The following is a 23,213-nucleotide window of genomic DNA, read 5'->3' on the forward strand; positions in this document are numbered from 1 at the left end:
GTCCTTGATGGGGAGTGATAATTAGATACGATGCCGTATCCAATACGGAGAACTATAAGATACGAGACCGTATCCAAGAAAGCGAGTTCCGTGTGACCGACCGGAAGCGGACAGCGGAGGACCGCGAGGGTGCCGGGCCGCGCGCCAAGCGGCGGCGCGGTGAGGAGCTGGTCGCCGCGATCCACCGGGCCGCGATGGAGGAGACCGCCGAGCACGGCCTGGGGCGGCTGACCATGGAGGGGATCGCGCGCCGGGCCGGCACCGCCAAGACCTCGCTCTACCGGCGCTGGTCCTCCCCGGAGGACATCGTGCTCGAAGCGCTGTACCGGGTCTATCCGGTGGAGGAGCCCTCCCCCGGCGCCGACGACCTCCGCGGCGACCTGGTCTCCGCGCTCACCCTGATGCGCGACGCGCTCATGAGCCCACTGCACGGCAGGGTGATGGGGGCCCTGCTGGACGAGTCGACCCGCCGCCCCGACCTGCACGAGCGCCTGTACAAGGAGGTGTTCGACGCGCGCGGCGGCCGGTTCACCCGCACGGTCCTGCTGCACTACGCCGAGCAGGGGCGGATCGACCCGGCCCGGCTCACCCCGGTCGTCTTCGACATGGGCGAAGCGCTGCTGCTCAAGTACGGCGTGGACAACTTCGGCATCCCGGACGACGACTACATCGCCGCCATCGTCGACCAGGCGATCCTGCCCGCGGTGGGGTACGCCCCCGAGGACCCTCCGGCGGGCTGACCGGCGCGGCGCCGCCGAGGCGGGCGGCGGTGGACCGCGCGGCGGCCGCCCCGTACCGCTGGTTCTCCGGATGTGCGGGCCGGTTCCGATCCCCCTGTCCGCACGAGCCGCCGAAGAACCGCCGGCCGCCGCTCCGGCCGGGCGGGGCGGGGCCGGCCGCGCTCATCCCGATCCAGGGAAGGGCGGCGCCTTGAGCGCCCCTGAAACCACTGGTGGAGGGAGGGGAGAAGGCGAAGAGCCCTTCCGTCCCCGACATCATCGCGCCGGAGGGCCGCCTGCGGCCGCCCGCCGGCCGGGGAGCACGCCTCCCGCCACTGGACCGGCCCCGGCCCGCGCCCGGTCGGCCGGGACCGCCGTACCGGTCGGGCTCCCCGGGGGCCGGACACGGCGCGGGGGCGGCCCGGCCGAGCGGCCGCCACCGCCCCCGCCTGCGCCCCGGGCCGCCTCCCGGGACGGCCGCGTTCAGACGCGGACCAGCATCTTCCCGGTGTTGGCGCCGTCCATCATGCCGAGGAAGGCCTCCAGGGTGTTCTCCACCCCGTCCACCACGGTCTCGTCGTAGACCAGCCGCCCGTCGGCCAGCCAGGCGCCGGCCTCCTGGGCGAAGTCGCGCATCCGGTCGGTGTGGAAGCCGACGGTGAACCCGCGCAGGGTGAGGCCCTTCTTGATCACCTCGAAGAGGTTGTGCGGCGCGGGCTGCGGGTGCTCGCTGTTGTAGCCGGAGATCATCCCGCAGATCGCGGCGCGGCCGTCCCGGTTGAACGAGGCCAGCGCCGCCTCCAGGTGCTCGCCGCCCACGTTGTCGAAGTAGACGTCGATGCCGTCCGGGGCCGCCTTCGCCAGCTGCCCGGCCACGTCGCCCTGCTTGTAGTCGAAGGCCGCGTCGTAGCCGTACTTGCCGGTGAGCAGGTCGACCTTGGCCGGACCGCCGGCCGAGCCGACGACCCGGGCGGCGCCCTTCAGCCGGGCGATCTGGCCGGCCACGCCGCCCACCGCCCCGGCGGCACCGGAGACGAAGACGGTGTCGCCCTCCTTGAGACCGGCGATGTCGAGCAGCCCGACGTAGGCGGTCAGCCCGGTCATCCCCAGGACGTGCAGGTAGGCCGATTCCGGGACGCCGGGGGCCTGCGGGACCCGGCGGAACGCCGAGGCGGGCGCCTGGGCCAGGTCCCGCCAGGCGAGGTTGTGCAGCACCGTGTCGCCCGCGGCCAGCTCGTCCGAGCGGGAGGCGACCACCTCGCCGATCGCGCCGCCCTCCATCGCGCGGTAGAGCTCGAAGGGCGGGATGTAGGACTCGGCGTCGTCCATCCGGCCGCGCATGTAGGGGTCGACGGACAGGTAGTGGTTGCGCACCCGGACCTCGCCCTCGTCGAGCGGGCGCAGATCGCGCTCGACGAAGCGGAAGTCCTCGGGTACGGGCCGGCCGACCGGGCGGGAGATGAGCTGCCACTCGTGTGCGGTCGCGATGTCGTTCTGCGCGGTCATGCGTCTTCCTTCTCTCGGCGTCCCCGCGGCGGGCCGGGCCCGCCGCCCTCACCTGGAACAGGAACCGACCAAGTGGTCTGCAGCTTCCCGGGACAGGGGCGGAGTGATCCATCCGATACCCGGCGCCGAGCCGCTCCCGGGGCTTCGTCGCAGGTCAGCCGCCCGCCGGTGTACCGATCTCGATCCGCTCCGCCTCGTGCTCCAGATCGTGCTCGGCCATGTAGCCGGCCAGACCCCCTTCGCGGATCCGCTCGAAGACCCCGTCGGCGACCTCTTCGTCCAGGTAGACGACGTTCCGCTCGCCCTCCCACCCGGTCGCCTCCACCGGCAGGCTCATGAACGCGGTGTTCTCGGCGCCGATGCCGACCAACCGGAGCACCAGCGCGCGCATCATGCCCATGGTGGTGTCCTCGTCGACCGCGACCGCTCCGCTGGCCGCCAGCAGGAACGCGTCCAGCCGGCGCGGGTCGCCGCGGACCTCCTCGCCCGCGACCTTCTCCGCCATGGCGCGCAGGAAGACCTGCTGGCGCTTGATCCGGCCGGTGTCGCTGCCGTCCAGCCCCTTGCGCTCGCGCACGAACCGCAGCGCCTCCGCGCCGTCCATGTGGTTCTCGCCGGCCTCCCAGTACCAGCCGTTGGTGTGGTCGTAGACCTCGTGCGGCAGGTCGATGGTCACGCCGCCGAGCGCGTCGGTCATCTCCTCGAAGCCGGCGAAGTCGACGGCGGCGAAGTGGTCCACCCGGACCCCGCTCAGCTCCTCGACCGCCTCGGTGAGCAGCCTCGGGCCGCCCGCCCCCAGCGCCTCGGCGATCTTGTCCCGGCCGTGTCCGGGGATGTCCACCCAGGAGTCGCGGGGGATCGCGACGACGTAGGCGCGGTCCTCCTCCTCGGGCACGTGCAGCAGCATGATGACGTCGGCGTGCGCCTCGCCCGACCGCCACCGGCCCGGGGCGGTGTCGCCGCGCATGTCGGAGCCGATGAGCAGCCAGTTCTCCCCGGGGTCGTCGCCGGGCCGGCCCTGCTCCTCGGGGACGGCCCCGCCGAGGCGCTCGATGTTGCGGTCGTAGGTGTCCAGCCGCCAGGCCACCGCGACGAGGAGTGCGATGACGACCAGCGCGCAGCACCCGATGAACCTCAGGGCGAGGCTCTCCCGCCTCCGCCCGCGTTCCGATCGAGCCATATCCGGTCCCCGCTCGGCCTGCCGCCTCTGGACGACTCCCTACCCCGGAAGCGGGCTCCCGCACATCGCCCCGGCCCCCGCGCGCCCGGCGGCCCCGCTCCGGCAGCCGGTCCGCGGCCCCCGGAGCGGCCCGGACGGCCCGGCTCCGCAGAGGACGCGGGGGCTGCCCCGCGGCGCCGGGAAGAGCCGTCGGCGCTCCAGGCCGCGGCGGCGACAGAAAACCGGTTAAGGAACGTTGCGTTCCCTCTTTGCCCGCCGTACATTGGGAACGCATCGTTTCTTAATGCGGGCTTCACCCGCGCGCAGACCGGAGGCCGCCGATGTCGGGAAGCCGGGTTCCGCACCGCGGCGCCGAGACCGCCGCCGGCGGCGTGCGCGTCGGGCGCGCACTGCCGGGCCTGCTCATCGCGATGCTGCTCGGAGCCCTGGACCAGACCGCCATGGCGCCGGCGCTGCCCGCCGTCGCCGGCGACCTCGGCGGGCTCGACCTGATGCCCGCGGTGATCACCGCCTACCTGGTCGCCGCCACCGCGGTGATGCCGCTCTACGGCAGGCTGGGCGACCGCTACGGCCGGGTCCCGCTGCTGCACGCGGCGATCGCCCTGTTCACCCTGGGCGCCCTGATCTGCCTGGCCGCCCCGTCGATGGGCTGGCTGATCACCGGCCGGGTGGTGCAGGGCATGGGCGGCGGCGGGCTGATGATCGGCGCCCAGGCCACCCTCGGCGAGATCGTCAGCCCCCGCGAGCGCGGCCGGTACCTGGGCGCGATCGGCGCCGCCTACGCGGTCGCCGCGGTCGGCGGCCCGCTGCTCGGCGGGCTGATCGTGGACACGCTCTCCTGGCGGTGGATCTTCGTGCTCTACCCCCCGCTGGGCGTGCTGGCGGCGGTACTGGTCGCGACGACGCTGCGGCTGCCCCGACCCGACCGCGCCGCCGGGCGGCCGCCGGTGGACGCCGTCGGCGCGCTCGCCCTGGCCTCGGCGGTGGTGGGGCTGGCGCTGCTGGGCGGCGCCCCCGGCTGGGGCCGGGACCTGCCCGGCTGGTTCGTCCCCGCAGCGGCGGCGCTGCTCGTGCTCGGTGCGGCGGGCTGGGCGGCCGCCTCGCGGGCCGCCGCCGACCCGGTACTGCCGCCCCGGCTGTTCCGCGACCGCGCCATCGCGGCCTCCGCGGCGATGTCCTTCCTGGTCGGCTTCACCCTGTTCGGCACGGTCGGCTTCACTCCCGCGTTCCTGCAGATCGCGCTGGAGATGCCGGCGGCGGCCGCGGGGATGCTGCTCACCTCGCTGATGGCGGGGGTACTGGTGACCACCGTGGTGTCCGGGCGGCTCATCACCCGCAGCGGCCGGTACCGCGGCTACCCGGTGGCCGGGACCGCCCTCGCCACCGTCGGGCTCCTGCTGCTGTCCCGGCTGGACGCCGGCTCCTCCCCGCCTGCCGCCGCGGCGCTGCTCGCCCTGCTCGGGCTGGGCATCGGCCTGGTCATGCAGGTGGCGGTGCTGGTCGCGCAGAACTCCGCGGACCACGCCGACCTGGGCAGCGCCACCGCGGCGGTCACCTTCCTGCGCCAGGTCGGCGCCTCCGCGGGGGTCGCGGTCTTCGGCGCCCTGCTCAACCTGCGCTTCGCCGCGCTCCTGCCGGGGCCGGTGGCCGAGCGGGCGGGCGGCGCGGCCGGGCTCTCCCCGGAGAAGCTGGCCGAACTGGCCCCGGACGACCGCGCCGCCGTCGCCGCGGCCTTCGGCGACGCCCTCCCGCCGCTGTTCGCCTGGGCCGCCCCGCTGATGGCCGCGGCGTTCCTCTGCTCCCTCGCCATCCCCGCGCGCCCGCTCCGCGACACCGCCCACGCCGCCCCGCCCGAGACCCCCGGGGAGCACCGATGACGCCGCCGAGCGCCCTGGGATCCGGGGGCGGCGGTGCCGCCCGCCGGCCCCGGGCCGCCCTCGCCCCGCCGCGCACCGGCGCGGCCGCCGCCCGTCCCCGCTCCGGCGGCGCGGTGCCGATCGCGCCGCACCGCGCCGCCGGGGCGGCCCGACCTCCCCGCGCGGACCGGCCCCGGCCGGCCGCACCAGGCCCTCCCGGGCCCCGAGAGAAGGTACTGGAGAGACCATGACCGACGTCCGCAACGGCTCCGACCCCACCGCCGCCGACCCGGTGCCCGTCGCCCCGCTGGGCGAGTTCTGCCTGGAGGACCTGGAGGCCGTCGGCGGCAAGGCCGCCAACCTGGGCGAGCTGATCCGCGGCGGGTTCCCGGTCCCCGGGGGCTTCGCCGTCACCACCGCCGCCTACGCCCGCGTCGCCGCGCACAACGGCATCGACGCGCTGGTCCGGGAGCGGCGGGGCGACCTCGCCGACGAGGGCGCCGCGGCGTCCGCCGCCGCCGCGATCCGGGCCCGCTTCGAGAGCGCGGAGATCCCCGCCGGCCTGCGCGACGACGTCGCCTCGGCCTATGCGGCGCTGGGCGGCGGACCGGTGGCGGTGCGCTCCAGCGCCACCGCCGAGGACCTGCCCGGCGCCGCGTTCGCCGGCCAGCAGGACACCTACCTCAACGTCATCGGCGCGCACGACCTGATGGACGCGGTGCGCCGCTGCTGGGGGTCGCTCTGGACCGACCGGGCCGTCGCCTACCGGCGGCGGATCGGCATCGACCCCGCCGAGGTGCGGATCGCCGTCGTCGTGCAGGAGATGGCGCCCGCCGAATGGGCCGGGGTGCTGTTCACCGCCGACCCGGTCACCGGCGACCGGGAGCGGATCTCGGTCGACGCCGGGCGCGGCCTCGGCGAGTCGGTCGTCTCCGGCCTGGTCACACCGGAGCACTACGTGCTGGACCGGCGCGGCTCGGTGCTGGAGCACCGGGCCGGGCGCGGCGAGGTGGTGGTGCGCGCCGCCGAGGGCGGCGGCGTCCGGCACGAGGAGGGCGGCCCCTCCGCCGGGGGCCTGCCCGCCGCGGCCCTGGCCGAGCTGGCCCGGCAGGGCTCCCGGGTCGCCGAGCGCTACGGCCGGCCGATGGACGTGGAGTGGGCCCTGGCCGGCGGCCGGGTCCTGCTGCTCCAGGCCCGGCCGATGACCGCGGTCCCGCCCGAGCCGGTCCGGCTCGACCCCTTCCAGCGCAGGATCGCCCCGACCCTGCTGGACATGTTCCAGACCCGCCCCTACCCGCTCGACGTCACCACCTGGACCGCCGGGCTACTCGGCCTGGTCGGCGGGATGGCGTACGGCCTGGCCGGGATGCGGATACCGCCGATCGGGGCGATCCTCCCCGAGGAGGACGGGGTGGTCGCCCGCTTCGTCCCGCCCTCGCCGCGCCCCACCCCGGCCGCCCTGCTCCGCCCGTTCCAGCTGCTCGCCCGGAACGCCCGGTTCGACGCGGCGCGGTGGACCGACGATCCGCGGTTCGCCTCCTTCGAACGGGACCTGGCCGCGCTCGCCGCCCGCTCCCCCGCCGGGCTGGACTGGCCCGAGCTGCGTGCGCTGCCCGGCCGGGTGCTGGCGCTGCTCCCCCTCCTCACCGGCCTGCGGGTGGACTACCTGCCCTGCTGGTTCCTGCCGATGCTGCGGCTGCGGATCACCCTGGGGCTGCTGGGCCTCGGGGCGGACGCCCCCGAGCTGCTGTACGGGGCGCGCACCCGCACCGAGGACGCCAACCTCGCACTGGAGGCGCTGGCCGAGCGGGTCCGCGAGGACCCCGCCCTCGCCGGCGCCTTCGGCAGGCGCACCCCGGAGGAGCTCGCCGCCTCGCTCGGCGACGACCCCGCGTTCACCGGCTTCGCCACGGAGTTCGCCGCCTTCCTCGACGAGTACGGGCACCGCGAGACCGCCACCCCGATCTGCGTCTCCTCTCCGACCTGGAGGGACGCCCCGGCGACCGTGCTCGGGGCGGTGAAGCTGCTGGCCTCGCGGCCACCCGCGCGCGACACCGGCCGCGCGGACGCCGCCCTGGACCGGGTGCTGGCCCACCCGCTGATGCGGCTGCCCGGCGCGCGGCGGAGCATGCGCCGCCTGGTCGAGCGGGTCCGCGCCGGGGTGGCGCTGCGCGAGGACACCCACTTCCACTTCACCCGGCTCATCCCGGTGCTGCGCGCCGCGCTGCTGGAGACCGGCCGCCGGCTCACCGAGGAGGGGGTGCTCCGCTCCCCCGGGGAGGTGTTCCACCTGCGGCGCGAGGAGCTGGAGGAGATCGGGGACCTGCCCGGCCTGCCCGCGGAGCAGGCCGCCCGGCTGCGCGCCGAGGTGCTCCGCCGGGCGGCCCGGCGCGAGGAGCTGGCCGGGGTGCCGATGCTGGACCTGCGCGCCGCCGGGCTCGTCCGGGAGCGGGAGGGCGACGCCTTGGCGGCGGGCACCCCGGCCGGCGGCGGTGTCGCCACCGGGCCCGCCCGGGTGATCCTCACCCCGGACGACTTCGGCCGGATGCGCAGCGGCGACGTGCTGGTCTGCCCCTACACCAACCCGTCGTGGACGCCGCTGTTCCAGCGCGCCGCGGCCGTGGTGGTGGACTCCGGGGGCATCGGCTCGCACGCCGCCATCGTCGCCCGGGAGTACGGCATCCCCGCGGTGATGGGCACCGGGGACGGCACCCGGGCGGTGCCCGACGGCGCCCGGGTCACCGTCGACGGCACCGCCGGCCGGGTGCTCCCCGCAGCGGAGGAAGGCGATGAACAGGCCGGCTGACCTCTTCCCCGGCCGGCCCGCGGCGGCCGCGCGGGGGATGCCTCCCGGCGGACGGGGCGGAGCGGAGCGCCCGCCGGGAGAACGGGCGGAAGCCCGGCGGGCGGTCGGGACCGGGGCCCGCCGGTCCCGACCGGAACGGTCCCGGACCGCCGATTCGAGGCCCGGGGCCGGTGCCGGAGGACCGGCGCGGGAGGGAAGGGCCCCGTCGGCAGCTCCCGCGCCGGGCCGGACGCTCCAAGACGGCCCGGGCGGCTCCCGGAGCGGCGGGGAGGAGAACGCCGCCGTCCTGCCCGCGGCCCCGGCGGGACGGCGGGGCCGACCGGGCCCGGCCGCCCGCGGAGCACCGGGGCGGCCCGGGCGGCTCCGTAGAATCCGGGGTGCCCGCCCCCGCCGGGCGGGCGCCGAGCAGTGAGAGGTGGAAGACGCACCGTGGCCGACGACGCCCCGACGATCGAGAACGGCGCCCCGCCCGCGGAGCGGCAGGGCGCTCCCGGCGGACCGGACGCCCCCGGCAGGCGGTCGCGCCGCCGCGGCGAGGCGCTCAACACCGCCATCTTCGAGGCGGCCCTGGCCGAGCTGGCCGAGGTCGGCTACGCCCGGCTGACCATGGAGCGGGTCGCGGAGCGGGCCAAGGCCGGCAAGGCCTCGCTCTACCGGCGCTGGCCCAACCGGGCCCGGCTGGTCATGGACGCCCTGTACCACCTGATGCCCTCGCCCGAGCGGCCGGCCGACACCGGGTCGTTCCGGGGCGACCTGCTGGCACTGCTCCGCTCCACCTCGCGGCTGCTCGACGGCCCCGCCGGGGAGGCGATGCGCGGCCTGCTCTCCGAGGCCCTCGTCTCGCCCGAGCACGGGGCGGAGGTCCGCGCGCTCTCCCGCGGGGCCGGCGTGGCGACCATGCGCACCCTCGCCGAGCGCGCCGCGGCGCGCGGCGAGATCGACCCCGCCGCGATCACCGAGCGCCGCTTGGAGGCCGGCCAGGCGATGATGCGCCACCGCTTCCTCTTCCACGGCGCTCCCGTCTCCGACCAGGTGATCACCGGGATCGTGGACGAGGTGGTGCTGCCGCTGTTCGCCTCGCCGCCGCCGGCGGGCGGCGGGGAGCAGCCCGGCTGAGCTTGTTCTTCAACCTGGGCGGGCGTGGTGCTCCTTCAGGGGCACGGCGCGTTCGGCCGCCTTTCCCGCGTCATGGCGCGGTGTCCGGCGCCGGTTCTTCGCCCCCCGGGGGCGGCCGGGGCCCGGAGCCGGGGGTTCGAGCGCACCGGCGGGACGGGCCGCCTCCGCGCGGGCGCTGCGAAAGCCCTGCCGCACCCGCGCCGGGCTCGACCGTCCGTCCCGGTGACCGGGGCCGCTCCCGGGGGCGGCGCAGGTCACCGGCGGCCGGGCCGGGCGGAGCCGGGTGCGGGCGGCGGTCACAGGCCGCCTCCACCCATCGGCCGCCTCGGTGCTCCGGCCGCCCCGAGGTCGAAGAACAAGCTGAGAGCCTGTCCGGTGTGCAAGCGGTCCCCCGGAGTGCCCAGGTGCGGGCCGGGAGAAGCAGCGGTTCAGGGCCCGGCCCGCCGCGGCCGCCGCGAGGCGGCCCCACCGGGCGACCGGCCGGACACCCGACAGTCGCTGAGAGGCCTCCGGGCCCGGTCCGGGTCCGCCCGGGCGGCGGCCTCACACCGGGAGCGCGGCCCGCTCCGCCGCCGGCGGTGCGGGCTCCCGGACCGGGGCGGGCCGGCGAATCGGGCGGGGCGCGCCCTCGGGGCCGAACAGGTCGGTGAGGGTGCGCCGCCACGGGTTGCCCCGGATCCCCGGGTACAGGCACATCACCGCCAGGCAGTACTTGCTGATCGGCCGGGGGCGGACGCCCAGCGAGCGGAGCAGCCGGTCGGCCGGGGTGCCGCCGCCCGCCGACTTCGACTCGGCCAGGACCCAGCCGGGCGGGACCCGCACCGTGTCGGAGCCGACCCGGAAGACCAGGCCGTCGTCGAGGGTGAGCCTGGCCCCGCCGGAGCGGTGCACCAGGGTGCGCCTGCGGTACCGGGTCTCCGCGGCGGGCCGCAGGCCGCCGGGCGGTTCGATGCCGTACCCCCGGCGCAGCGCGGCGGCGAGGAAGTCCCGCGCCCCGGGGGTGAGCCCGTCCGGCCGGTCGGCCGGGTGGGCGGTGCGCTCCTTGACCGTGGCGCTGCGCGCGCCCTCCATCTTCACCTCGAAGGACGCGGTGCCGCTGTCCAGGTAGCCGCGGGTGCGGACCTTGAACCGGCGGCGGCGCCCCTGCGCGTGCTGCCGGTAGCAGAGCAGGTCGGGGGTGTCGAAGTAGACGGAGGAGTAGGCGAAGCCGCGGCGGCCGCCGATCTCCAGCTCGGCCCAGTTCCCGCCGCCGGCCAGGCCGCGCTCGAACGCGGCGAAGGCCCGGCGCGGCACCAGGTACTTGCGGTCGACCCGGGTCTGCAGCTCGGCCGTGCGCAGCACCTCCTCCAGCGCGATCGGGGCGAACCAGGGGCCGCCCGGGGCGCTCACCGCCGGCCGCCGAGGACCGTGCCGAGCCGGGCGGCCGGGCGGAGCGGCGGGGACCCGGCGTCACCGCGGAACCGCACGTCCACCGTCATCGTCTCGCGGACGTAGTCCGCCTCCTCGACGATCACCCGGAGCACTCTGCGGCCCAGCCTCCGCTCCAGGTCGGCGCGGAGCGCCGCGTCGTCGCGGTGGACGGTGTCCAGCACCATGGTGCGGCGCTCCGCCCGCCCGGCCAGCCGGGGGTGGTCGGCCAGGTACATCGCCGCGAGCAGCACCGCGCTGATCAGCGCCGCGGTCAGCGGCCGCGCCGCGCCGATCCCGTTGACCAGGCCGAGCGCCAGGGCGATGAAGTAGTAGCCCACCTCGCGCTGGGTGATCTCCCCCGACCGCAGCCGGATGATGGACAGCACGCCGAACAGGCCGAAGCCGACCGCGAGCTCCACCCGGTGGTTCATCAGCAGCACGCAGACCGCGAAGACGCCGGCGTTCAGCGCGGTGTAGGCGAAGAGCAGGTCGGTCCGGCGGTGCCTGCGGTAGTAGAGGGGGTGGACCAGCACGGTGATCGCCGCCAGGTCGACGGCGAGCGCGAGCAGCACGGACGGGGACACGGTTCCTCCTCGGTCGGAGCCTCCCGGGGCAGCGGTTCCCGGTCGTGGCTCCGATCCTGCGGGGCGTGCGTGAGGCCGCCGTGAGGCGCCGATGAGGGCCTTCTCATCCGCGTCCTGGGCGGCGGGGCGGGCTCAGCCCGCGGCGCCGCCCAGGTAGGCGCGGAGCAGGTCCTTGCACTCGGCGACCAGCTCCGGGGCGCCCTCGGGGTCGGCCCGGAAGGCCAGGGCCAGGACCGCGTCGGCGGCCTCCACCGCGACCAGCACCCGCCGGTCGGTGGCGGGGTCGCGCTCCTCGCCGAGGACCGCGGTGCCCACCTCCAGCAGCCGCTCGGCGACCAGGGCGTTGCCGCCCGGCCGGGGCATCGGCCTGCAGGAGGCGTCGTCCTCCGGTTCGGGCGGGTCGAAGTCGAGCACGCCGAACCCGGGGACGGTGCGCCGCATCCGGACGTACTCGTCGACCGCGAGCACCGCCACCTCGGTCCAGTCGGCGGCGCCGGCGGCGCGCAGGCTCTCCTGCAGCCGGTCGCCGTAGAGTTCCAGGTTCCGCGCGGCCAGCGCCCGGACCAGCCCGTTCTTGTCGGTGAAGAACTGGTAGAGGGTGCCGATCGGCAGGTCGGCGCGGCGCGCCGCCTCGGTGGTGGTGAGCCGGAAGTAGCCGACCTCGTCCAGCAGCTCCGCGCAGGCGTGCAGCAGCCGCTCCACCCGCTCCAGGCTGCGCCGCTGGGCGGGCCGGCGGCGCAGCGCCGAGGCGGTCCAGCGCGGCGCGGAGGCCCTCGCGGATGCGGGCTTCTCGGTCAGGTCGGAACCGGTCATCCCTCCATTGTGCTGCATCGGGACCGGCCCCGCCCCGGACCGGTCGGCCGGGGCCGGCCCCGGGTGCGCAGCCCTTCCAGCAGCCCGGTGAGCTCCCGCACCGCGTCCTCCTCGTCGGTGGGCCCGGTGGAGCGGGCGAGCCACAGGGCGGCCTCGTTCATCGCCCCGGACAGCAGGTGCGCCAGGGGCTCGACCGGACGGGGGGCGATGGCGCCGACCTCGACCAGTTCGGCCAGGGCGTCGGCGAGGTGCCGGGCCGAGGCCGCCTCGTCCATGGCGCGCCGCTCCTCCCAGCCGAGGACGGCGGGGGCGTCGATCAGCATGATGCGCCGGATGCCCGGGTCCGCGCCGGCGGACAGGAACGCCCTGCACCCTGCGGACAGCCGGTCCCAGGGGTCCCGCAGGGCGTCGGCGGCCCGCTCGATCCGGTCCGCGACGTCCCCCTGGACCTGCCGCAGCACCTCGCGGAAGAGCCCTTCCTTGCTGCCGAAGTGGTGGTAGAGCGCGCCCTTGGTGACGCCGGCGGCGCGCACCGGCTCGGCCAGGCCGACACCGGCGTAGCCGCGCTCGGCGAAGAGCCGCCGCGCCTCGGCCACCAGCGCCTTCCGGGTCGCCTCGCTCTGCTCCGCCTTGCCCGCCACCGCGGCTCCCCTCCACCCGGACACCTTTGACGTACCGTCGGTATGGATCTGGGTCAGCGTCACATACCGCCGGTATGCACCGCCGCGGCCGCTCCCGGCCCCGGCGCCCACCGCTCCAGGAAGGCACCGCCGTGAACGTGACCGGCTTCTACACCGTCATCGGCACCGAGCGCATCGCGGAGTCCCGGGACTTCTACACCCGCCTCTTCGGGTTCGAGGCCGTCTTCGAGGCCGAGTGGTACGTGAGCCTGCGCCTGGCCTCCGCGCCGCACTTCGAACTCGCCCTGCTCGATCCCTCGCACCCGACCGTCCCCGCCTCGCACCGGGGCCGGACGGCTCAGGGCATGCTGCTCAACTTCGAGGTCGGCGACGTCGACGCGGAGTACCGGCGCCTGGTGGAGGAGGGCGGCCTGAAGGCGCTGCTGCCGCTGCGCAGCGAGGAGTTCGGCCAGCGCCACTTCATCGTGTCCGACCCGAACGGGGTGCTGATCGACGTCATCACGCCCATCCCGTTCGGCGAGGCCTTCGCCGGGAACGTGGTGGCCTGACCCGGGCGGCCGCGGAGCGGCGGGAGGCCCCGCCGCTCCGCGGGCCCGGGGCCTACCGGTCGCCGTCCAGCGACTCGACCAGTTCGCGCAGGTCCTCCACGTCGTCCTCGTCCTCCTCCTCGTCGGGGGCGAAGGTGCGGTCGGAGCCGAGCACGCCCACGGAGACCGCGCCCTCCTCCAGGACGGCCGCCGCGTCGGCGTTCTCCTTGGCCTCCGGGACGCAGGCCGGGTCCCCGGGGGCGCACAGCCGGGGAGCGCGCCGGTAGGCCCCGTCCTTCTCGGTGTAGTCGACCGCGAGCACCGAGGCGGTGCCCTGCTCGGTCCAGCGCACGTCGGCGGCGGGCTCGCCGCCCGGGGCGTGCGGGTGGTTGACGTTGACCATGTAGGCGCCGCTCAGCAGGCCGTCGTCGGCCATCCGGGCGATCAGGCCGGCGCCGAACTCCGCCGCGGCGGCGTAGGTGCCGGGGTGGACCGCCATGTCCGCGCCGAGCGAGGCGCTGAACGCGACCGCCGGGACGCCCGCGGCCTGCGCCGCGGAGGCGGCCCCGACGGTGCCCGAGGCCGAGACCAGCGCGGCCACGTTGGGGCCGGAGTTGACCCCGGTCACCACCAGGTCCGGCGGGCCCTCCCAGCCGGCGACCGCGCCGAGCCCGTGGGCCAGGGCGAAGGAGACCGCATCGACCGGGGTGGCGCTGGGCGAGTCCGGCCCGCACGGGCCGTCCGCCAGGCACACCCCGTGGACCGCGCCGCCGCTCGGCGCGTCCGCGCAGTCGCCGGCGTAGCCGTCGGGGATGCCCGGCGGCGCGCCGAGGCCCAGCGGGCCCTCGGTGGTGACGCTTCCGCTCTTCCCGCTCTGCTGCCCCCAGGGGGCGAAGACCACCACGTCGGCGCCGGCCGCGCAGAGCTCGGAGCGGATCGCGTACAGGCCGAGGCCGTCCGCGCCGTCCTCCTCGGCGGCCTGCACGGAGTCGTCGTTGCCGAGGAGGATGCGCACGCCCTCCAGGGGCGCGGGGCCGGGTTCGTCCGCCAGGGCGTGGCCGGAGCAGCCCGCCGCCGCGAGGAGGAGGGCGGCGAGCGCGGCCGAGGATGTGATCGCTTGCATGGGGGATCCGATCCGTCGATGGGGCGGGGACCGCCGATCGGCGGTGCGGCGCCATCACCGCACCTGGTCTCGCATCCCCCTGTACAGGGGTGATTATTCGTTTAAGCTAAAACGGCTCCCCGGGCCTGTCAACGGGCGCTGCGCCGCCAGTTCTCCCCCGCCTCGCCCCACGGATGAAATTTGGCGTATATTCAAAAAACTGATTAGCAGTATCGTCACTCATCCGCGCGCGGCGGAACGCCGAACCGAGGAGACGCCGTCATGACCGACTACCCCCACCTCTTCTCCCCCCTCTCCCTGGGGCCGTTCACCCTGCCCAACCGGGTGATCATGGGCTCCATGCACGTCGGACTCGAAGAGGCCCCCGGCGGCTTCGAGCGGATGGCCGCGTTCTACGCCGAGCGCGCCCGGGGCGGCGTGGGCCTGATCGTGACCGGCGGCATCGCGCCCAACGCCGAGGGGCGCCCCTGGCACCAGGGGGCCGCGATGGCCACCGAGGCCGAGGCCGAGCAGCACGCCCCGGTCACCGAGGCGGTGCACCGCGAGGGCGGCCGGATCGCCATGCAGCTGCTGCACTTCGGCCGGTACGCCTACCACGAGGACCTGGTCGCCCCCAGTGCGCTGCAGGCCCCGATCAGCCCGCACGTGCCGCGCGCGCTCGCCGACGAGGAGGTGGAGCGCACCGTGGAGGACTTCGTGCGCGCCGCCGAGCTGGCCAAGGCCGCGGGCTACGACGGCGTCGAGGTGATGGGCTCCGAGGGGTACCTGATCAACGAGTTCGTCTCGGCCGCCACCAACCGCCGCGAGGACCGCTGGGGCGGCTCCTACGCCAACCGGATCCGCTTCCCGGTGGAGATCGTGCGCCGGATCCGCGAGCGGACCGGCCCCGGCTTCGCGGTGATCTACCGGCTGTCCATGCTCGACCTGGTCCCGGGCGGCTCCACCCTGCCCGAGGTGCTCCTGCTGGCCAAGGAGGTCGAGGCGGCCGGCGCGGACGTCATCAACACCGGCATCGGCTGGCACGAGGCGCGGATCCCCACCATCGCCGCGTCGGTGCCGCGCGGGGCGTTCAGCTGGGTGACCCGCGAGGTTATGGGCTCCGTCGGGGTCCCGCTGGTGACCAGCAACCGGATCAACACCCCGGAGACCGCCGAGCGGATCCTCGCCGCCGGCGACGCCGACCTGGTCTCGCTCGCCCGCCCGCTCCTCGCCGACCCCGAGTTCGTCGCCAAGGCGCGGCGCGGCCGCCCCCGCTCCATCAACACCTGCATCGGCTGCAACCAGGCCTGCCTGGACCACACCTTCAGCCTGAAGATCACCTCCTGCCTGGTGAACCCGCGCGCCTGCCACGAGACCGAGCTGGTGCTCGAACCCGCCGCCCGCGGCAAGCGGATCGGCGTGGTCGGCGCCGGACCGGCCGGGCTGGCGGTCTCCACCGCCGCCGCGGAGCGCGGCCACCGGGTGGTGCTCTACGACGCCGCGGACCGGATCGGCGGCCAGCTGGACGTCGCCCGGCGCATCCCGGGCAAGGAGGAGTTCGCCGAGACGCTGCGCTACTTCGGCGAGCGCCTGGAGGAGCTGGGGGTGGAGGTCCGGCTGGGCGCCCCGGCCACCGCCGAGGGGCTGGCCGCCGAGGGCTTCGACGAGATCGTGGTCGCCACCGGCGTCACCCCGCGGGTGCCCGAGATCGACGGCGTGGACCACGCCAAGGTGCTGGGCTACCTGGACGTGCTGCGCGGCACCGCCGAGGCGGGCGAGCGGGTGGCGGTGCTGGGCGCCGGCGGCATCGGGTTCGACGTGGCCGAGTTCCTCACCGACGACGGCGACGGGGCCGCGCTCGACCCCGCGGCCTACTTCGAGCGGTGGGGCGTGGACCCCGGCTATGAGCGGCCCGGCGCGCTGCGCGAGCCGCGCCGCCCGCGCCCGCCGCGCCGGGTGCACCTGCTGCAGCGGAAGGCCTCCAAGCCCGGCAAGGACCTGGGGAGGACGACCGGCTGGATCCACCGGACCGAGCTGCGCAACCGCGGCGTGCGGATGGTCCCGGGCGTCGCCTACCGGCGGATCGACGACGAGGGCCTGCACATCACCGTGGACGGCCGGGACGAGGTGCTCGACGTCGACACCGTGGTGCTGTGCACCGGGCAGGAGCCCGACCGCGGGCTCCACGCCGAGCTGCGCGCGGCCGGCCTGGAGCCGCACCTGATCGGCGGCGCCGACGTCGCGGCCGAGCTGGACGCCAAGCGCGCCATCGACCAGGGCACCCGGCTGGCCGCCCGGCTGTGAGCCCGGCCCGCCTCCCGCCCCGGCCGGGGCGGGAGGCGGAGCCTCCCAGGTCAGCGAGTTGAATAGTTCACCCGTCCATTAATCACCCCGCTGATACCGTTGCCGCATGGCACTGCGAAACGCCGTCATGGCCGCCCTGCTCGAAGGCGAGGCGTCCGGCTACGACCTGGCCAAGCGGTTCGACACGGCGACCGCCGACTTCTGGACCTCCACGCCGCAGCAGCTCTACCGGGAGCTGGAGCGGATGGAGTCGGAGGGGCTGATCCGGGCGCGCGTGGTCGAGCAGGAGCGGCGGCCCAACAAGCGGATGTTCTCGCTGACCCCCGCCGGGCGGGAGGAGTTGCACGCGTTCACCGCCCGCCCCGCCAAGCCCACCGCGATCCGGGACGAGCTGCTGGTCAAAGTGCAGGCGGTGGACTCCGGCGACGAGGCCGCGGTGCGCACCTCGATCATGGAGCGGATGGAGCGGGCCCGCGCCAAGCTGGCCCGCTACGAGCGCTTCCGCGACCGGCTGCTGGCCGGCCGCACCGAGGAGGAGTACCTCCGCGAGACCGGCCACGTCGGCCCGTTCCTCACCCTGATGCGCGGCCGCCTCTTCGAGGAGGAGAACCTGCGCTGGGGCGAACTCTGCCTGGAGATCCTGGACCGCCGCGCCGCCGAGCGCGACGGCACCGCGGCGGGCCCGCGCGGCTGACGCCCTCCGTCCGGCGCGCTCCGCCCCGGGGCGCTCGGCGCGGAAGGCCCCGGCGCGCTCCGCCCGGTGCGCGCCCGGCCTGAGCTTGTTCTTCAACCTCGGGGGCGGTCGGAGCACCGAGGCGGCCGATGGGTGGAGGTGGCCTGTGATCGCCGCCCGCACCCGGCTCCGCCCGGCCCGCCCCGGCCGCCGGAGCGGTCGGGCCCGGCGCGGGTACGGCGGGGCCTTCGCAGCGCCCGCGCGAAGGAAGCCCGTCCCGCCGGTGCCCCCGCCCCCCGCTCCGTGCGCCCCCGGGGCCCGAAGAACCGGCGCCGGACACCACACCATGACGCGGGAAAGACAGCCGAACGCACCATGAGCCCGAAGGAGCACCACACCCGCCCAGGTTGAAGAACAAGCTGAGGCCACCGCCGGCGGCGATGCCGGTCGGCCCCCGGCAGGCACCGGCCCCGGCCGGGAGCGCGGCGCCCCCGGGCCGGCCGCCGGAACAGGACCGGTGCGGGCGCGGACCGAAGCGCGGGCCGATCGGTCGGCGCAGCAGGCCCCAGGACGCGCGGCCGGTGCCCCGGACCGGCCCTCCGTCCACAGGACCGCTCGTCCACAGGCTCGCTCGTCCACAGGGCCGGAGATCCCCGTGGCGGCCGGTCCCCCCGATCGGCTTGGCTTCGGGGCATGGGAATCCTCAAGCTCATCCTGCGCCCCCGATCCACCGCCGGAGCACGCGGCGGGCGTGCGCGCTCCGCGCTCCTCTCCGCGCTGCGCACGGGCCGCGCCCTCGCCGCGGGGCCCCGCGGCGCCGGACGGCCGCCTCCCCGGGGGCCCGGGGGAGGCGGGCCGGGTCCTCAGCGGGAGTTCATCCGGTCCGGGTCCGGGCCCAGCCGGGCGCCGGTGTCCAGGGCCGCGATGCGCTCCATGTCCCCGGCGTCCAGGGCGAACCCGAAGACGTCGAGGTTCTCCGCGATCCGCGAGGGGGTGACCGACTTCGGGATGGCGATGTTGCCCAGCTGCAGATGCCAGCGGAGCACCACCTGGGCGGGGGTGCGGCCGTGCTTCGCGGCGAGCTCGGTCAGCACCGGCTCGTCCAGCAGGCCCTTGCCCTGGCCCAGCGGGCTCCAGGCCTCGGTGGCGATGCCGTGCTCCGCGCCGAGCGCGCGCATCTTCTCCTGGGCCAGCCGCGGGTGCAGCTCGATCTGGTTGACGGCCGGGACCGTGTCGGCCGAGGCCAGCAGGCGCCCCAGGGTCGCCTCGGTGAAGTTGGAGACGCCGATGGCCTTCGCCCGGCCCTCGGCGTGGATGCGCTCCAGCGCCTTCCAGGTCTCCACGTAGGCGTCCTGTTCGGGCACCGGCCAGTGGATCAGGTACAGGTCCACGTACTCCAGGCCGAGCCGCTCCAGGCTGGCGTCGAACGCGCGCAGCGCCCGGTCGCGGCCGTGGTCGTCGTTCCACACCTTGGTGGTGACGAACAGCTCCTCGCGGGGGATGCCGGACTCGCGCAGCGCGCGGCCGGTGCCCGCCTCGTTCTGGTACACCTTGGCCGTGTCGATGCTGCGGTAGCCGACCCGCAGCGCCTCGGCGACCGCGCCCTGCGCCTCGCCGTCGGGCACCTGCCAGACGCCGAAGCCCAGCCGGGGCATTTCAACGCCGTTGTTCAGCGTCACGAAATCCATGGTCGGGGATCTTCCTCTCGTTCTTCTTCGCACTCCCCGCGGCAGCGGGGCCGCGCCGCCCGGCGGCGCGGCCCGGTGCGGTCCGCGGGGTCAGCCCTGACCCAGGCGGATCAGCATCTTCCCGGTGTTGGCGCCGTTGAGCAGGCCGATGAAGGCGTCGACCGCGTTCTCAACGCCGTCCACCACCGTCTCCTCCCGGGGCAGGGAGCCGTCGGCCAGCCAGCCGGCCGCGAGCCGGGCGTACTCGCCGGCCAGGTGGCCGTGGTCGGTGACGATGAAGCCGCGCAGGGTGAGCCGCTTGCTGATGGCCAGCCCCAGGTTGTCCGGGCCGGGCACCGGACCGGTGGCGTTGTACATCGAGATCGCCCCGCACATGGCGACCCGGCCGCCCTGGTTCAGCACGGACAGCGCGGCCCGCAGGTGGTCGCCGCCGACGTTGTCGAAGTAGACGTCGACGCCGTCCGGCGCGGCCTCCTTCAGCGCCGGCTCCAGGCCGCCCTGCCGGTAGTCGACCGCGGCGTCGTAGCCGAACTCCTCCACCGCGCGGCGGGCCTTCTCCGGGCCGCCGGCCGAGCCGACCACCCGGGCCGCGCCCAGGTGGCGGGCGACCCGCGCGGCGACCGTGCCCACCGCACCCGCGGCACCGGAGACGAAGACGGTGTCGCCCTCGCGCACCGGGGCGATCTCCTTGAGCCCCACGTAGGCGGTCCGCCCGGTCATGCCCAGCGGGCCCAGGTAGGCCTGGGCGGGGGCGATCCCGGTGTCGATCGGCTCGGCCGAGGCGGCGTCCAGCAGCGCGTACTCCCGCCAGCCCTGGAAGTGCTGGACGGCGGTGCCCGCCGGCACCTCCGGGGCCTCGGAGGCGACCACGGTGCCGACCGCCCCGCCGTCCATCGGCGCGCCCACCTCGAACGGCGGGGTGTAGGACCTCACGTCGTTCATCCGGCCCCGCATGTAGGGGTCGACCGAGAACCAGTCGTTGCGGACCAGTACCTGGCCCGGTCCCGGGTCCGGGACCTCCGTCTCGACCAGCGCGAAGTCCGCCGGCACGGGCTCCCCCGAAGGGCGGGCCGCCAGGTGCACCTCACGGCTCTTCACGGGCATGGGAGTCTCCCTCGATGTCCTGGGCCGCCGCCCGGCGGCCGTCCGGTACTGCTCGTCGGGTGTTCAGCGGGCCCGGAGCAGGCCCGCGGTGATCGCGTCCGCGGCGGGGCCGAGCAGCCGCGCCGCGTTCTCCTCGCCCTCCAGGCCGACCACCACCGCGATGCAGATGTCCGCGGCGTCCCCGGGGTCGACGGCGGCCGTCCCCGCCTCGGTGAACAGCCCGGTGAGCAGGGCGCGCACCTCGGCGCAGAACTCGGTGCAGATGTCGCCGAAGAGCCGCGCCTTGGCGTCCAGCAGCTCGGCGGTGTGCGGGGAGTCGCCGTGCAGGCGCAGGACCAGGCCGAGCTTGGCGCCGAGCACGCCGCGCACCCGCCCCTCGACGGGGCCCTCCGCCTCGGCCGCGGCGCGGGCCCGGGCCAGCGCCTCCTCGTGGAACCGGCGGGCGAGCCGGCGGAAGGCGTCGTCCTTGCTGCGCACGTACTGGTAGAGGGCGGAGCGGGAGATCCCCACCGCCCCGGCGATGTCGTCCATGGTGGTCCGCCGGACCCCGTAGCGGACCAGGCAGTCGTAGGTGCCGTCGAGGATCTGGCCGAGGCGGCCGCCGTCCGCCGCTCCGCCCGGCCCGGGGGCCGGAGCGTCCGCCATCGCCTTCTCCTCTCACCGCCCGGTTCCGACGATCTGACATTCTGCACTCAGACCGTCAGTGCGTCGCTCTCCTCAGATCCTAAGCGCGCTCGGAGCCGCACGCCAATAGGGGTTCCGATGCCTCCCATCGGAACCCGGATCCCGGCGGCCCGCCGCCCGGGGACCGCGGCCGACCGGGCCGAGCGCTCTTCTAACCTGGGAGCGCCGCGGCGGGACGGCCGCGGCGGACCCGATGCGCAGAAGGCGGTGAGCCCCGTGCCCTCCCCCGTCCTCCCCTCCGCCGGGGACGGCCCGCGCTCGGTCGACCGGGCGCTGGACCTGCTCGACGCGGTGGCCGAGGCCGCCGGACCGGTCCCGGCCAAGGCCCTGGCCCGGCGGCTGGACTGCTCGCTGTCGACCGTCTACAACCTGCTCGGACCGCTCACCGAGCGCGGGCACGTGCTGCGCACCCCGCACGGGTACGCGCTCGGCCACCGCGTCCCCGACCTGCACCGCGCCTACGGGCGGCAGCTGGACGTCGCCCCGGGCCTGCGCGAGGCGCTGGCCGAGGTGCGCAGGGCCACCGGGGCCGAGGCCTACTTCACCGCCTACCGGGGCGGGGAGATCTCCGTGGTGGACAGCACCGTCCCGGTGACCGACGAGGCCGCCCCCTTCGCCGTCGGCCGGGAGCGGCGGGCGCACGCGACCGCGCACGGCAAGATGCTGCTCTCCGCGCTGCCCGCCCCGGCGCGCCGGCGCTACCTGGACCGGCACGGCATGCCCCGGCTGACCGAGCGGACCATCACCGCCCCGGACGCCTTCGAAGCCGAGCTGGCCGGGGTGCGCCGCACCGGGCTGGCCGTCTCCGTGGGCGAGGCCGAGCGCGGCTTCTCCTGCGCGGCGGTGCCGCTGGCCGGGGCGCTGCCGGGCGAGGCGCGGGCGCTGTCGGTGTCGCTGCCCGCCGAGGACTACCCGCGGCTGCGCGGCCGCATCGCCTCGGTGCTCGGCCGGGCCGCCGACCGGCTCTCCCGCTGACCCTCCCCGCCGTTTTCCGGCACGGCTGGAAACCCCGCCCCGGGGGTTTCCCCGGCGGCCCCGGCGCCGGGCACCATGGGCTCCGGAGGGGCGGAGCCGCGCCCCGACCCGCTTCCGAGCAGAGCCGACGCGAAAGGCCCGCAATGATCTTCATCGCCGTCAAGTTCCCGGTCCGCCCCGAGCGCAGCGCGGAGTGGATGGACCTGGTCGCCGACTTCACCGCGGCCACCCGCGCCGAGCCGGGCAACGTCTTCTTCGAGTGGTCGAAGAGCGTGGAGGAGCCGGACACCTTCGTGCTGCTGGAGGCGTTCGCCGACGGCGAGGCCGGCAAGGCGCACGTGGAGTCGGAGCACTTCGCGGCGGCGATGGCCTGGATGCCGCAGGTCATCTCCGCCACCCCGCGGATCATCAACGTCGACGCGCCGGTCGACGGCTGGGGCCCGATGGGAGAGCTCTCCCCCGCGGAGTGAGACCGGGGCCGCGCCCGGCGGAGCCTCCGCCGGGGCGGTTCCGCTCCCGCCGCGCCCACCGCCGGGCGCGGCCCCAGGTCCGCCCTCCGCCCGGGTCCGGTACCGCCGGCCCGCCCGTCGGCACCCCCTTGTACCGTCCCGGCCATGACGACAGAGCCGGCCCACGACCCGCGTCCGGTGTTCGCCAGGGCGCTCGATCAGACCGGGAGGCAGGTTGCGGCGGTGCGCCCCGGCGAGCTGGGCGGCCGCACTCCCTGCTCCGATTACGACGTCCGCGCTCTGCTCGGACATGTGCTCTCGGTGCTGCACAAGCTCGCCCGCGCCGGCGCCGGAGGGGATGCGCGCGAGGTCCCCGATGTGGTCGCCGGCATAGCCGACGACGGGTGGGCGAGCGCATTCGCCCGGGCCCGCGGCGAGGTCGAGGAGGTGTGGGCCGACGACGAGCGCCTCGACCGGATGACCGAGCTGCCGTGGGCCACGCTGCCCGGCCGGGACGTCCTGGAGGCGTACACCCACGAGTTCACGGCCCACTCCTGGGACCTCGCGCACGCCACCGGGCGCCTCGCCGGACTCGACCCCGATCTCGCCGCGCGGGCGCTCGAAGCGTTCCCGAAGTTCGCGCCGCCGGAGGAGCGCAGCGGGCAGGGCCCGTTCAGCCCGGCCGTGCCGGTGCCCGACGACGCCGACGTCTACACCCGGCTGGCCGCCTACCTGGGGCGCCGGCCGTAGCCGGCGGCACTCGGAGACGGCCGCCGCCGCGGAGCCGCGGTCCGGCCGCGCCCGCCCTGGGAAGGCAGGGCCCGGTGGCGCCCGGCCCGGACGGCCCCGCACCTGCGCGCCGCGCGGGTCCGTGCTCCGCCGCCGTACCGCGGGCCCCGGAGGGGGCCGGGCCGTCCGGGCCGGGCGGGTGTGCGGCGGCCTCCGGTGGGAAGATCCCGGGCCCGTTCGACGCGCCGCCGCGCCGGACGCGGGGTGTGCTGGGACGATGGCCCGCGGAGAATATCCGGAAAGGGGCGGGGACGATCCGGGGCGCCCGTCCGTTCTCCGCTCGGGGC

Annotated in this window: 20 protein-coding genes; 10 read left to right on the forward strand and 10 right to left on the reverse strand. The window is 76.1% G+C overall.

Features of this window, described 5'->3' with window-relative positions:
- Positions 1 to 92 precede the first annotated feature (92 nt).
- Entirely contained in the window at positions 93 to 740 is a 648-nt protein-coding gene (locus J0910_RS24995) for a TetR/AcrR family transcriptional regulator (RefSeq protein ID WP_420160986.1), read from the forward strand.
- A gap of 462 nt (positions 741 to 1,202) precedes the next feature.
- Here J0910_RS24995 and J0910_RS25000 read toward each other — a convergent pair whose 3' ends face one another.
- Positions 1,203 to 2,225: an NADP-dependent oxidoreductase gene (locus tag J0910_RS25000; RefSeq protein WP_420160987.1), complete on the reverse strand. Its 1,023-nt coding sequence runs from the start codon at positions 2,223 to 2,225 to the stop codon at positions 1,203 to 1,205.
- Positions 2,226 to 2,379: 154 nt separating this feature from the next.
- The gene (locus tag J0910_RS25005; protein ID WP_420160988.1) at positions 2,380 to 3,405 is read right to left on the reverse strand and encodes an LCP family protein; all 1,026 of its coding nucleotides are present in this window, start codon (positions 3,403 to 3,405) and stop codon (positions 2,380 to 2,382) included.
- 320 nt (positions 3,406 to 3,725) lie between these two features.
- Between J0910_RS25005 and J0910_RS25010 the strand changes: the two genes are divergently transcribed.
- From J0910_RS25010 to J0910_RS25020, 3 genes are all read left to right on the forward strand, one after another.
- The gene (locus J0910_RS25010; RefSeq protein WP_420160989.1) at positions 3,726 to 5,282 is read left to right on the forward strand and encodes an MFS transporter; all 1,557 of its coding nucleotides are present in this window, start codon (positions 3,726 to 3,728) and stop codon (positions 5,280 to 5,282) included.
- Between the two features lie 226 nt (positions 5,283 to 5,508).
- Positions 5,509 to 8,067 (forward strand): PEP/pyruvate-binding domain-containing protein, encoded by a 2,559-nt coding sequence (locus J0910_RS25015; protein ID WP_420160990.1) that lies wholly within the window; start codon positions 5,509 to 5,511, stop codon positions 8,065 to 8,067.
- A gap of 429 nt (positions 8,068 to 8,496) precedes the next feature.
- Positions 8,497 to 9,183, forward strand: a complete 687-nt coding sequence (locus tag J0910_RS25020; RefSeq protein WP_420160991.1) for a TetR/AcrR family transcriptional regulator — start codon at positions 8,497 to 8,499, stop codon at positions 9,181 to 9,183.
- A 543-nt stretch (positions 9,184 to 9,726) separates the two neighbouring features.
- On the opposite strand, the gene J0910_RS25025 is transcribed toward J0910_RS25020, so the two are convergent.
- From J0910_RS25025 to J0910_RS25040, 4 genes are all read right to left on the reverse strand, one after another.
- The gene (locus tag J0910_RS25025; protein ID WP_420160992.1) at positions 9,727 to 10,572 is read right to left on the reverse strand and encodes a polyphosphate polymerase domain-containing protein; all 846 of its coding nucleotides are present in this window, start codon (positions 10,570 to 10,572) and stop codon (positions 9,727 to 9,729) included.
- The gene (locus J0910_RS25030; RefSeq protein WP_420160993.1) at positions 10,569 to 11,177 is read right to left on the reverse strand and encodes a DUF4956 domain-containing protein; all 609 of its coding nucleotides are present in this window, start codon (positions 11,175 to 11,177) and stop codon (positions 10,569 to 10,571) included. The genes J0910_RS25025 and J0910_RS25030 overlap by 4 nt, the downstream gene beginning before the upstream one ends.
- A gap of 132 nt (positions 11,178 to 11,309) precedes the next feature.
- Entirely contained in the window at positions 11,310 to 11,990 is a 681-nt protein-coding gene (locus J0910_RS25035) for a TetR/AcrR family transcriptional regulator (protein ID WP_420160994.1), read from the reverse strand.
- Positions 11,987 to 12,631 carry a TetR/AcrR family transcriptional regulator gene (locus J0910_RS25040; protein WP_420160995.1) on the reverse strand — a complete coding sequence of 215 codons (645 nt, stop codon included), beginning with the start codon at positions 12,629 to 12,631 and terminating at the stop codon, positions 11,987 to 11,989. The genes J0910_RS25035 and J0910_RS25040 overlap by 4 nt, the downstream gene beginning before the upstream one ends.
- 131 nt (positions 12,632 to 12,762) lie before the next feature.
- Between J0910_RS25040 and J0910_RS25045 the strand changes: the two genes are divergently transcribed.
- Entirely contained in the window at positions 12,763 to 13,179 is a 417-nt protein-coding gene (locus J0910_RS25045) for a VOC family protein (RefSeq protein WP_420160996.1), read from the forward strand.
- A gap of 52 nt (positions 13,180 to 13,231) precedes the next feature.
- On the opposite strand, the gene J0910_RS25050 is transcribed toward J0910_RS25045, so the two are convergent.
- A complete protein-coding gene (locus tag J0910_RS25050) occupies positions 13,232 to 14,281 on the reverse strand; it encodes a 5'/3'-nucleotidase SurE (protein ID WP_420160997.1) in 1,050 nt (349 codons plus the stop codon).
- A 261-nt stretch (positions 14,282 to 14,542) separates the two neighbouring features.
- Between J0910_RS25050 and J0910_RS25055 the strand changes: the two genes are divergently transcribed.
- Complete coding sequence (locus J0910_RS25055) at positions 14,543 to 16,564, forward strand: oxidoreductase (protein WP_420160998.1); 2,022 nt, start codon at positions 14,543 to 14,545, stop codon at positions 16,562 to 16,564.
- 106 nt (positions 16,565 to 16,670) lie between these two features.
- Positions 16,671 to 17,258: a PadR family transcriptional regulator gene (locus J0910_RS25060; RefSeq protein WP_420160999.1), complete on the forward strand. Its 588-nt coding sequence runs from the start codon at positions 16,671 to 16,673 to the stop codon at positions 17,256 to 17,258.
- An 842-nt stretch (positions 17,259 to 18,100) separates the two neighbouring features.
- Here the strand turns inward: J0910_RS25060 and J0910_RS25065 are convergent.
- The 3 genes from J0910_RS25065 to J0910_RS25075 all read right to left on the reverse strand — a co-directional run bounded on the left by J0910_RS25065 (position 18,101) and on the right by J0910_RS25075 (position 20,674).
- Positions 18,101 to 18,925, reverse strand: a complete 825-nt coding sequence (locus J0910_RS25065) for an aldo/keto reductase (RefSeq protein ID WP_420161000.1) — start codon at positions 18,923 to 18,925, stop codon at positions 18,101 to 18,103.
- Between the two features lie 90 nt (positions 18,926 to 19,015).
- The gene (locus J0910_RS25070) at positions 19,016 to 20,029 is read right to left on the reverse strand and encodes an NADP-dependent oxidoreductase (protein ID WP_420161001.1); all 1,014 of its coding nucleotides are present in this window, start codon (positions 20,027 to 20,029) and stop codon (positions 19,016 to 19,018) included.
- Positions 20,030 to 20,092: 63 nt separating this feature from the next.
- The gene (locus J0910_RS25075; protein WP_420161002.1) at positions 20,093 to 20,674 is read right to left on the reverse strand and encodes a TetR/AcrR family transcriptional regulator; all 582 of its coding nucleotides are present in this window, start codon (positions 20,672 to 20,674) and stop codon (positions 20,093 to 20,095) included.
- Between the two features lie 255 nt (positions 20,675 to 20,929).
- On the opposite strand from J0910_RS25075, the gene J0910_RS25080 reads away from it, so the two are divergent.
- The 3 genes from J0910_RS25080 to J0910_RS25090 all read left to right on the forward strand — a co-directional run bounded on the left by J0910_RS25080 (position 20,930) and on the right by J0910_RS25090 (position 22,887).
- Positions 20,930 to 21,688: an IclR family transcriptional regulator gene (locus J0910_RS25080; RefSeq protein ID WP_420161003.1), complete on the forward strand. Its 759-nt coding sequence runs from the start codon at positions 20,930 to 20,932 to the stop codon at positions 21,686 to 21,688.
- Positions 21,689 to 21,831: 143 nt separating this feature from the next.
- A complete protein-coding gene (locus J0910_RS25085) occupies positions 21,832 to 22,158 on the forward strand; it encodes a putative quinol monooxygenase (protein WP_420161004.1) in 327 nt (108 codons plus the stop codon).
- A gap of 144 nt (positions 22,159 to 22,302) precedes the next feature.
- Positions 22,303 to 22,887, forward strand: a complete 585-nt coding sequence (locus J0910_RS25090; protein ID WP_420161005.1) for a TIGR03086 family metal-binding protein — start codon at positions 22,303 to 22,305, stop codon at positions 22,885 to 22,887.
- Positions 22,888 to 23,213 lie beyond the last annotated feature (326 nt).

The sequence above is a fragment of the Nocardiopsis oceanisediminis genome (assembly GCF_048595525.1).
GTDB classification, from domain to species: Bacteria; Actinomycetota; Actinomycetes; order Streptosporangiales; family Streptosporangiaceae; genus Nocardiopsis_A; species Nocardiopsis_A oceanisediminis.

What these genes read in the sequence shown, in the direction of transcription:
- J0910_RS25010 (WP_420160989.1), top strand. Translation starts at nt 3,726, where the DNA reads ATGTCGGGAAGCCGGGTTCCGCACCGCGGCGCCGAGACCGCCGCCGGC.
- J0910_RS25015 (WP_420160990.1), top strand. Translation starts at nt 5,509, where the DNA reads ATGACCGACGTCCGCAACGGCTCCGACCCCACCGCCGCCGACCCGGTG.
- J0910_RS25055 (WP_420160998.1), top strand. Translation starts at nt 14,543, where the DNA reads ATGACCGACTACCCCCACCTCTTCTCCCCCCTCTCCCTGGGGCCGTTC.
- J0910_RS25060 (WP_420160999.1), top strand. Translation starts at nt 16,671, where the DNA reads ATGGCACTGCGAAACGCCGTCATGGCCGCCCTGCTCGAAGGCGAGGCG.
- J0910_RS25005 (WP_420160988.1), bottom strand. Translation starts at nt 3,405, where the DNA reads ATGGCTCGATCGGAACGCGGGCGGAGGCGGGAGAGCCTCGCCCTGAGG.
- J0910_RS25075 (WP_420161002.1), bottom strand. Translation starts at nt 20,674, where the DNA reads ATGGCGGACGCTCCGGCCCCCGGGCCGGGCGGAGCGGCGGACGGCGGC.
- J0910_RS25050 (WP_420160997.1), bottom strand. Translation starts at nt 14,281, where the DNA reads ATGCAAGCGATCACATCCTCGGCCGCGCTCGCCGCCCTCCTCCTCGCG.
- J0910_RS25085 (WP_420161004.1), top strand. Translation starts at nt 21,832, where the DNA reads ATGATCTTCATCGCCGTCAAGTTCCCGGTCCGCCCCGAGCGCAGCGCG.
- J0910_RS25090 (WP_420161005.1), top strand. Translation starts at nt 22,303, where the DNA reads ATGACGACAGAGCCGGCCCACGACCCGCGTCCGGTGTTCGCCAGGGCG.
- J0910_RS25065 (WP_420161000.1), bottom strand. Translation starts at nt 18,925, where the DNA reads ATGGATTTCGTGACGCTGAACAACGGCGTTGAAATGCCCCGGCTGGGC.
- J0910_RS25000 (WP_420160987.1), bottom strand. Translation starts at nt 2,225, where the DNA reads ATGACCGCGCAGAACGACATCGCGACCGCACACGAGTGGCAGCTCATC.
- J0910_RS25035 (WP_420160994.1), bottom strand. Translation starts at nt 11,990, where the DNA reads ATGACCGGTTCCGACCTGACCGAGAAGCCCGCATCCGCGAGGGCCTCC.
- J0910_RS25070 (WP_420161001.1), bottom strand. Translation starts at nt 20,029, where the DNA reads ATGCCCGTGAAGAGCCGTGAGGTGCACCTGGCGGCCCGCCCTTCGGGG.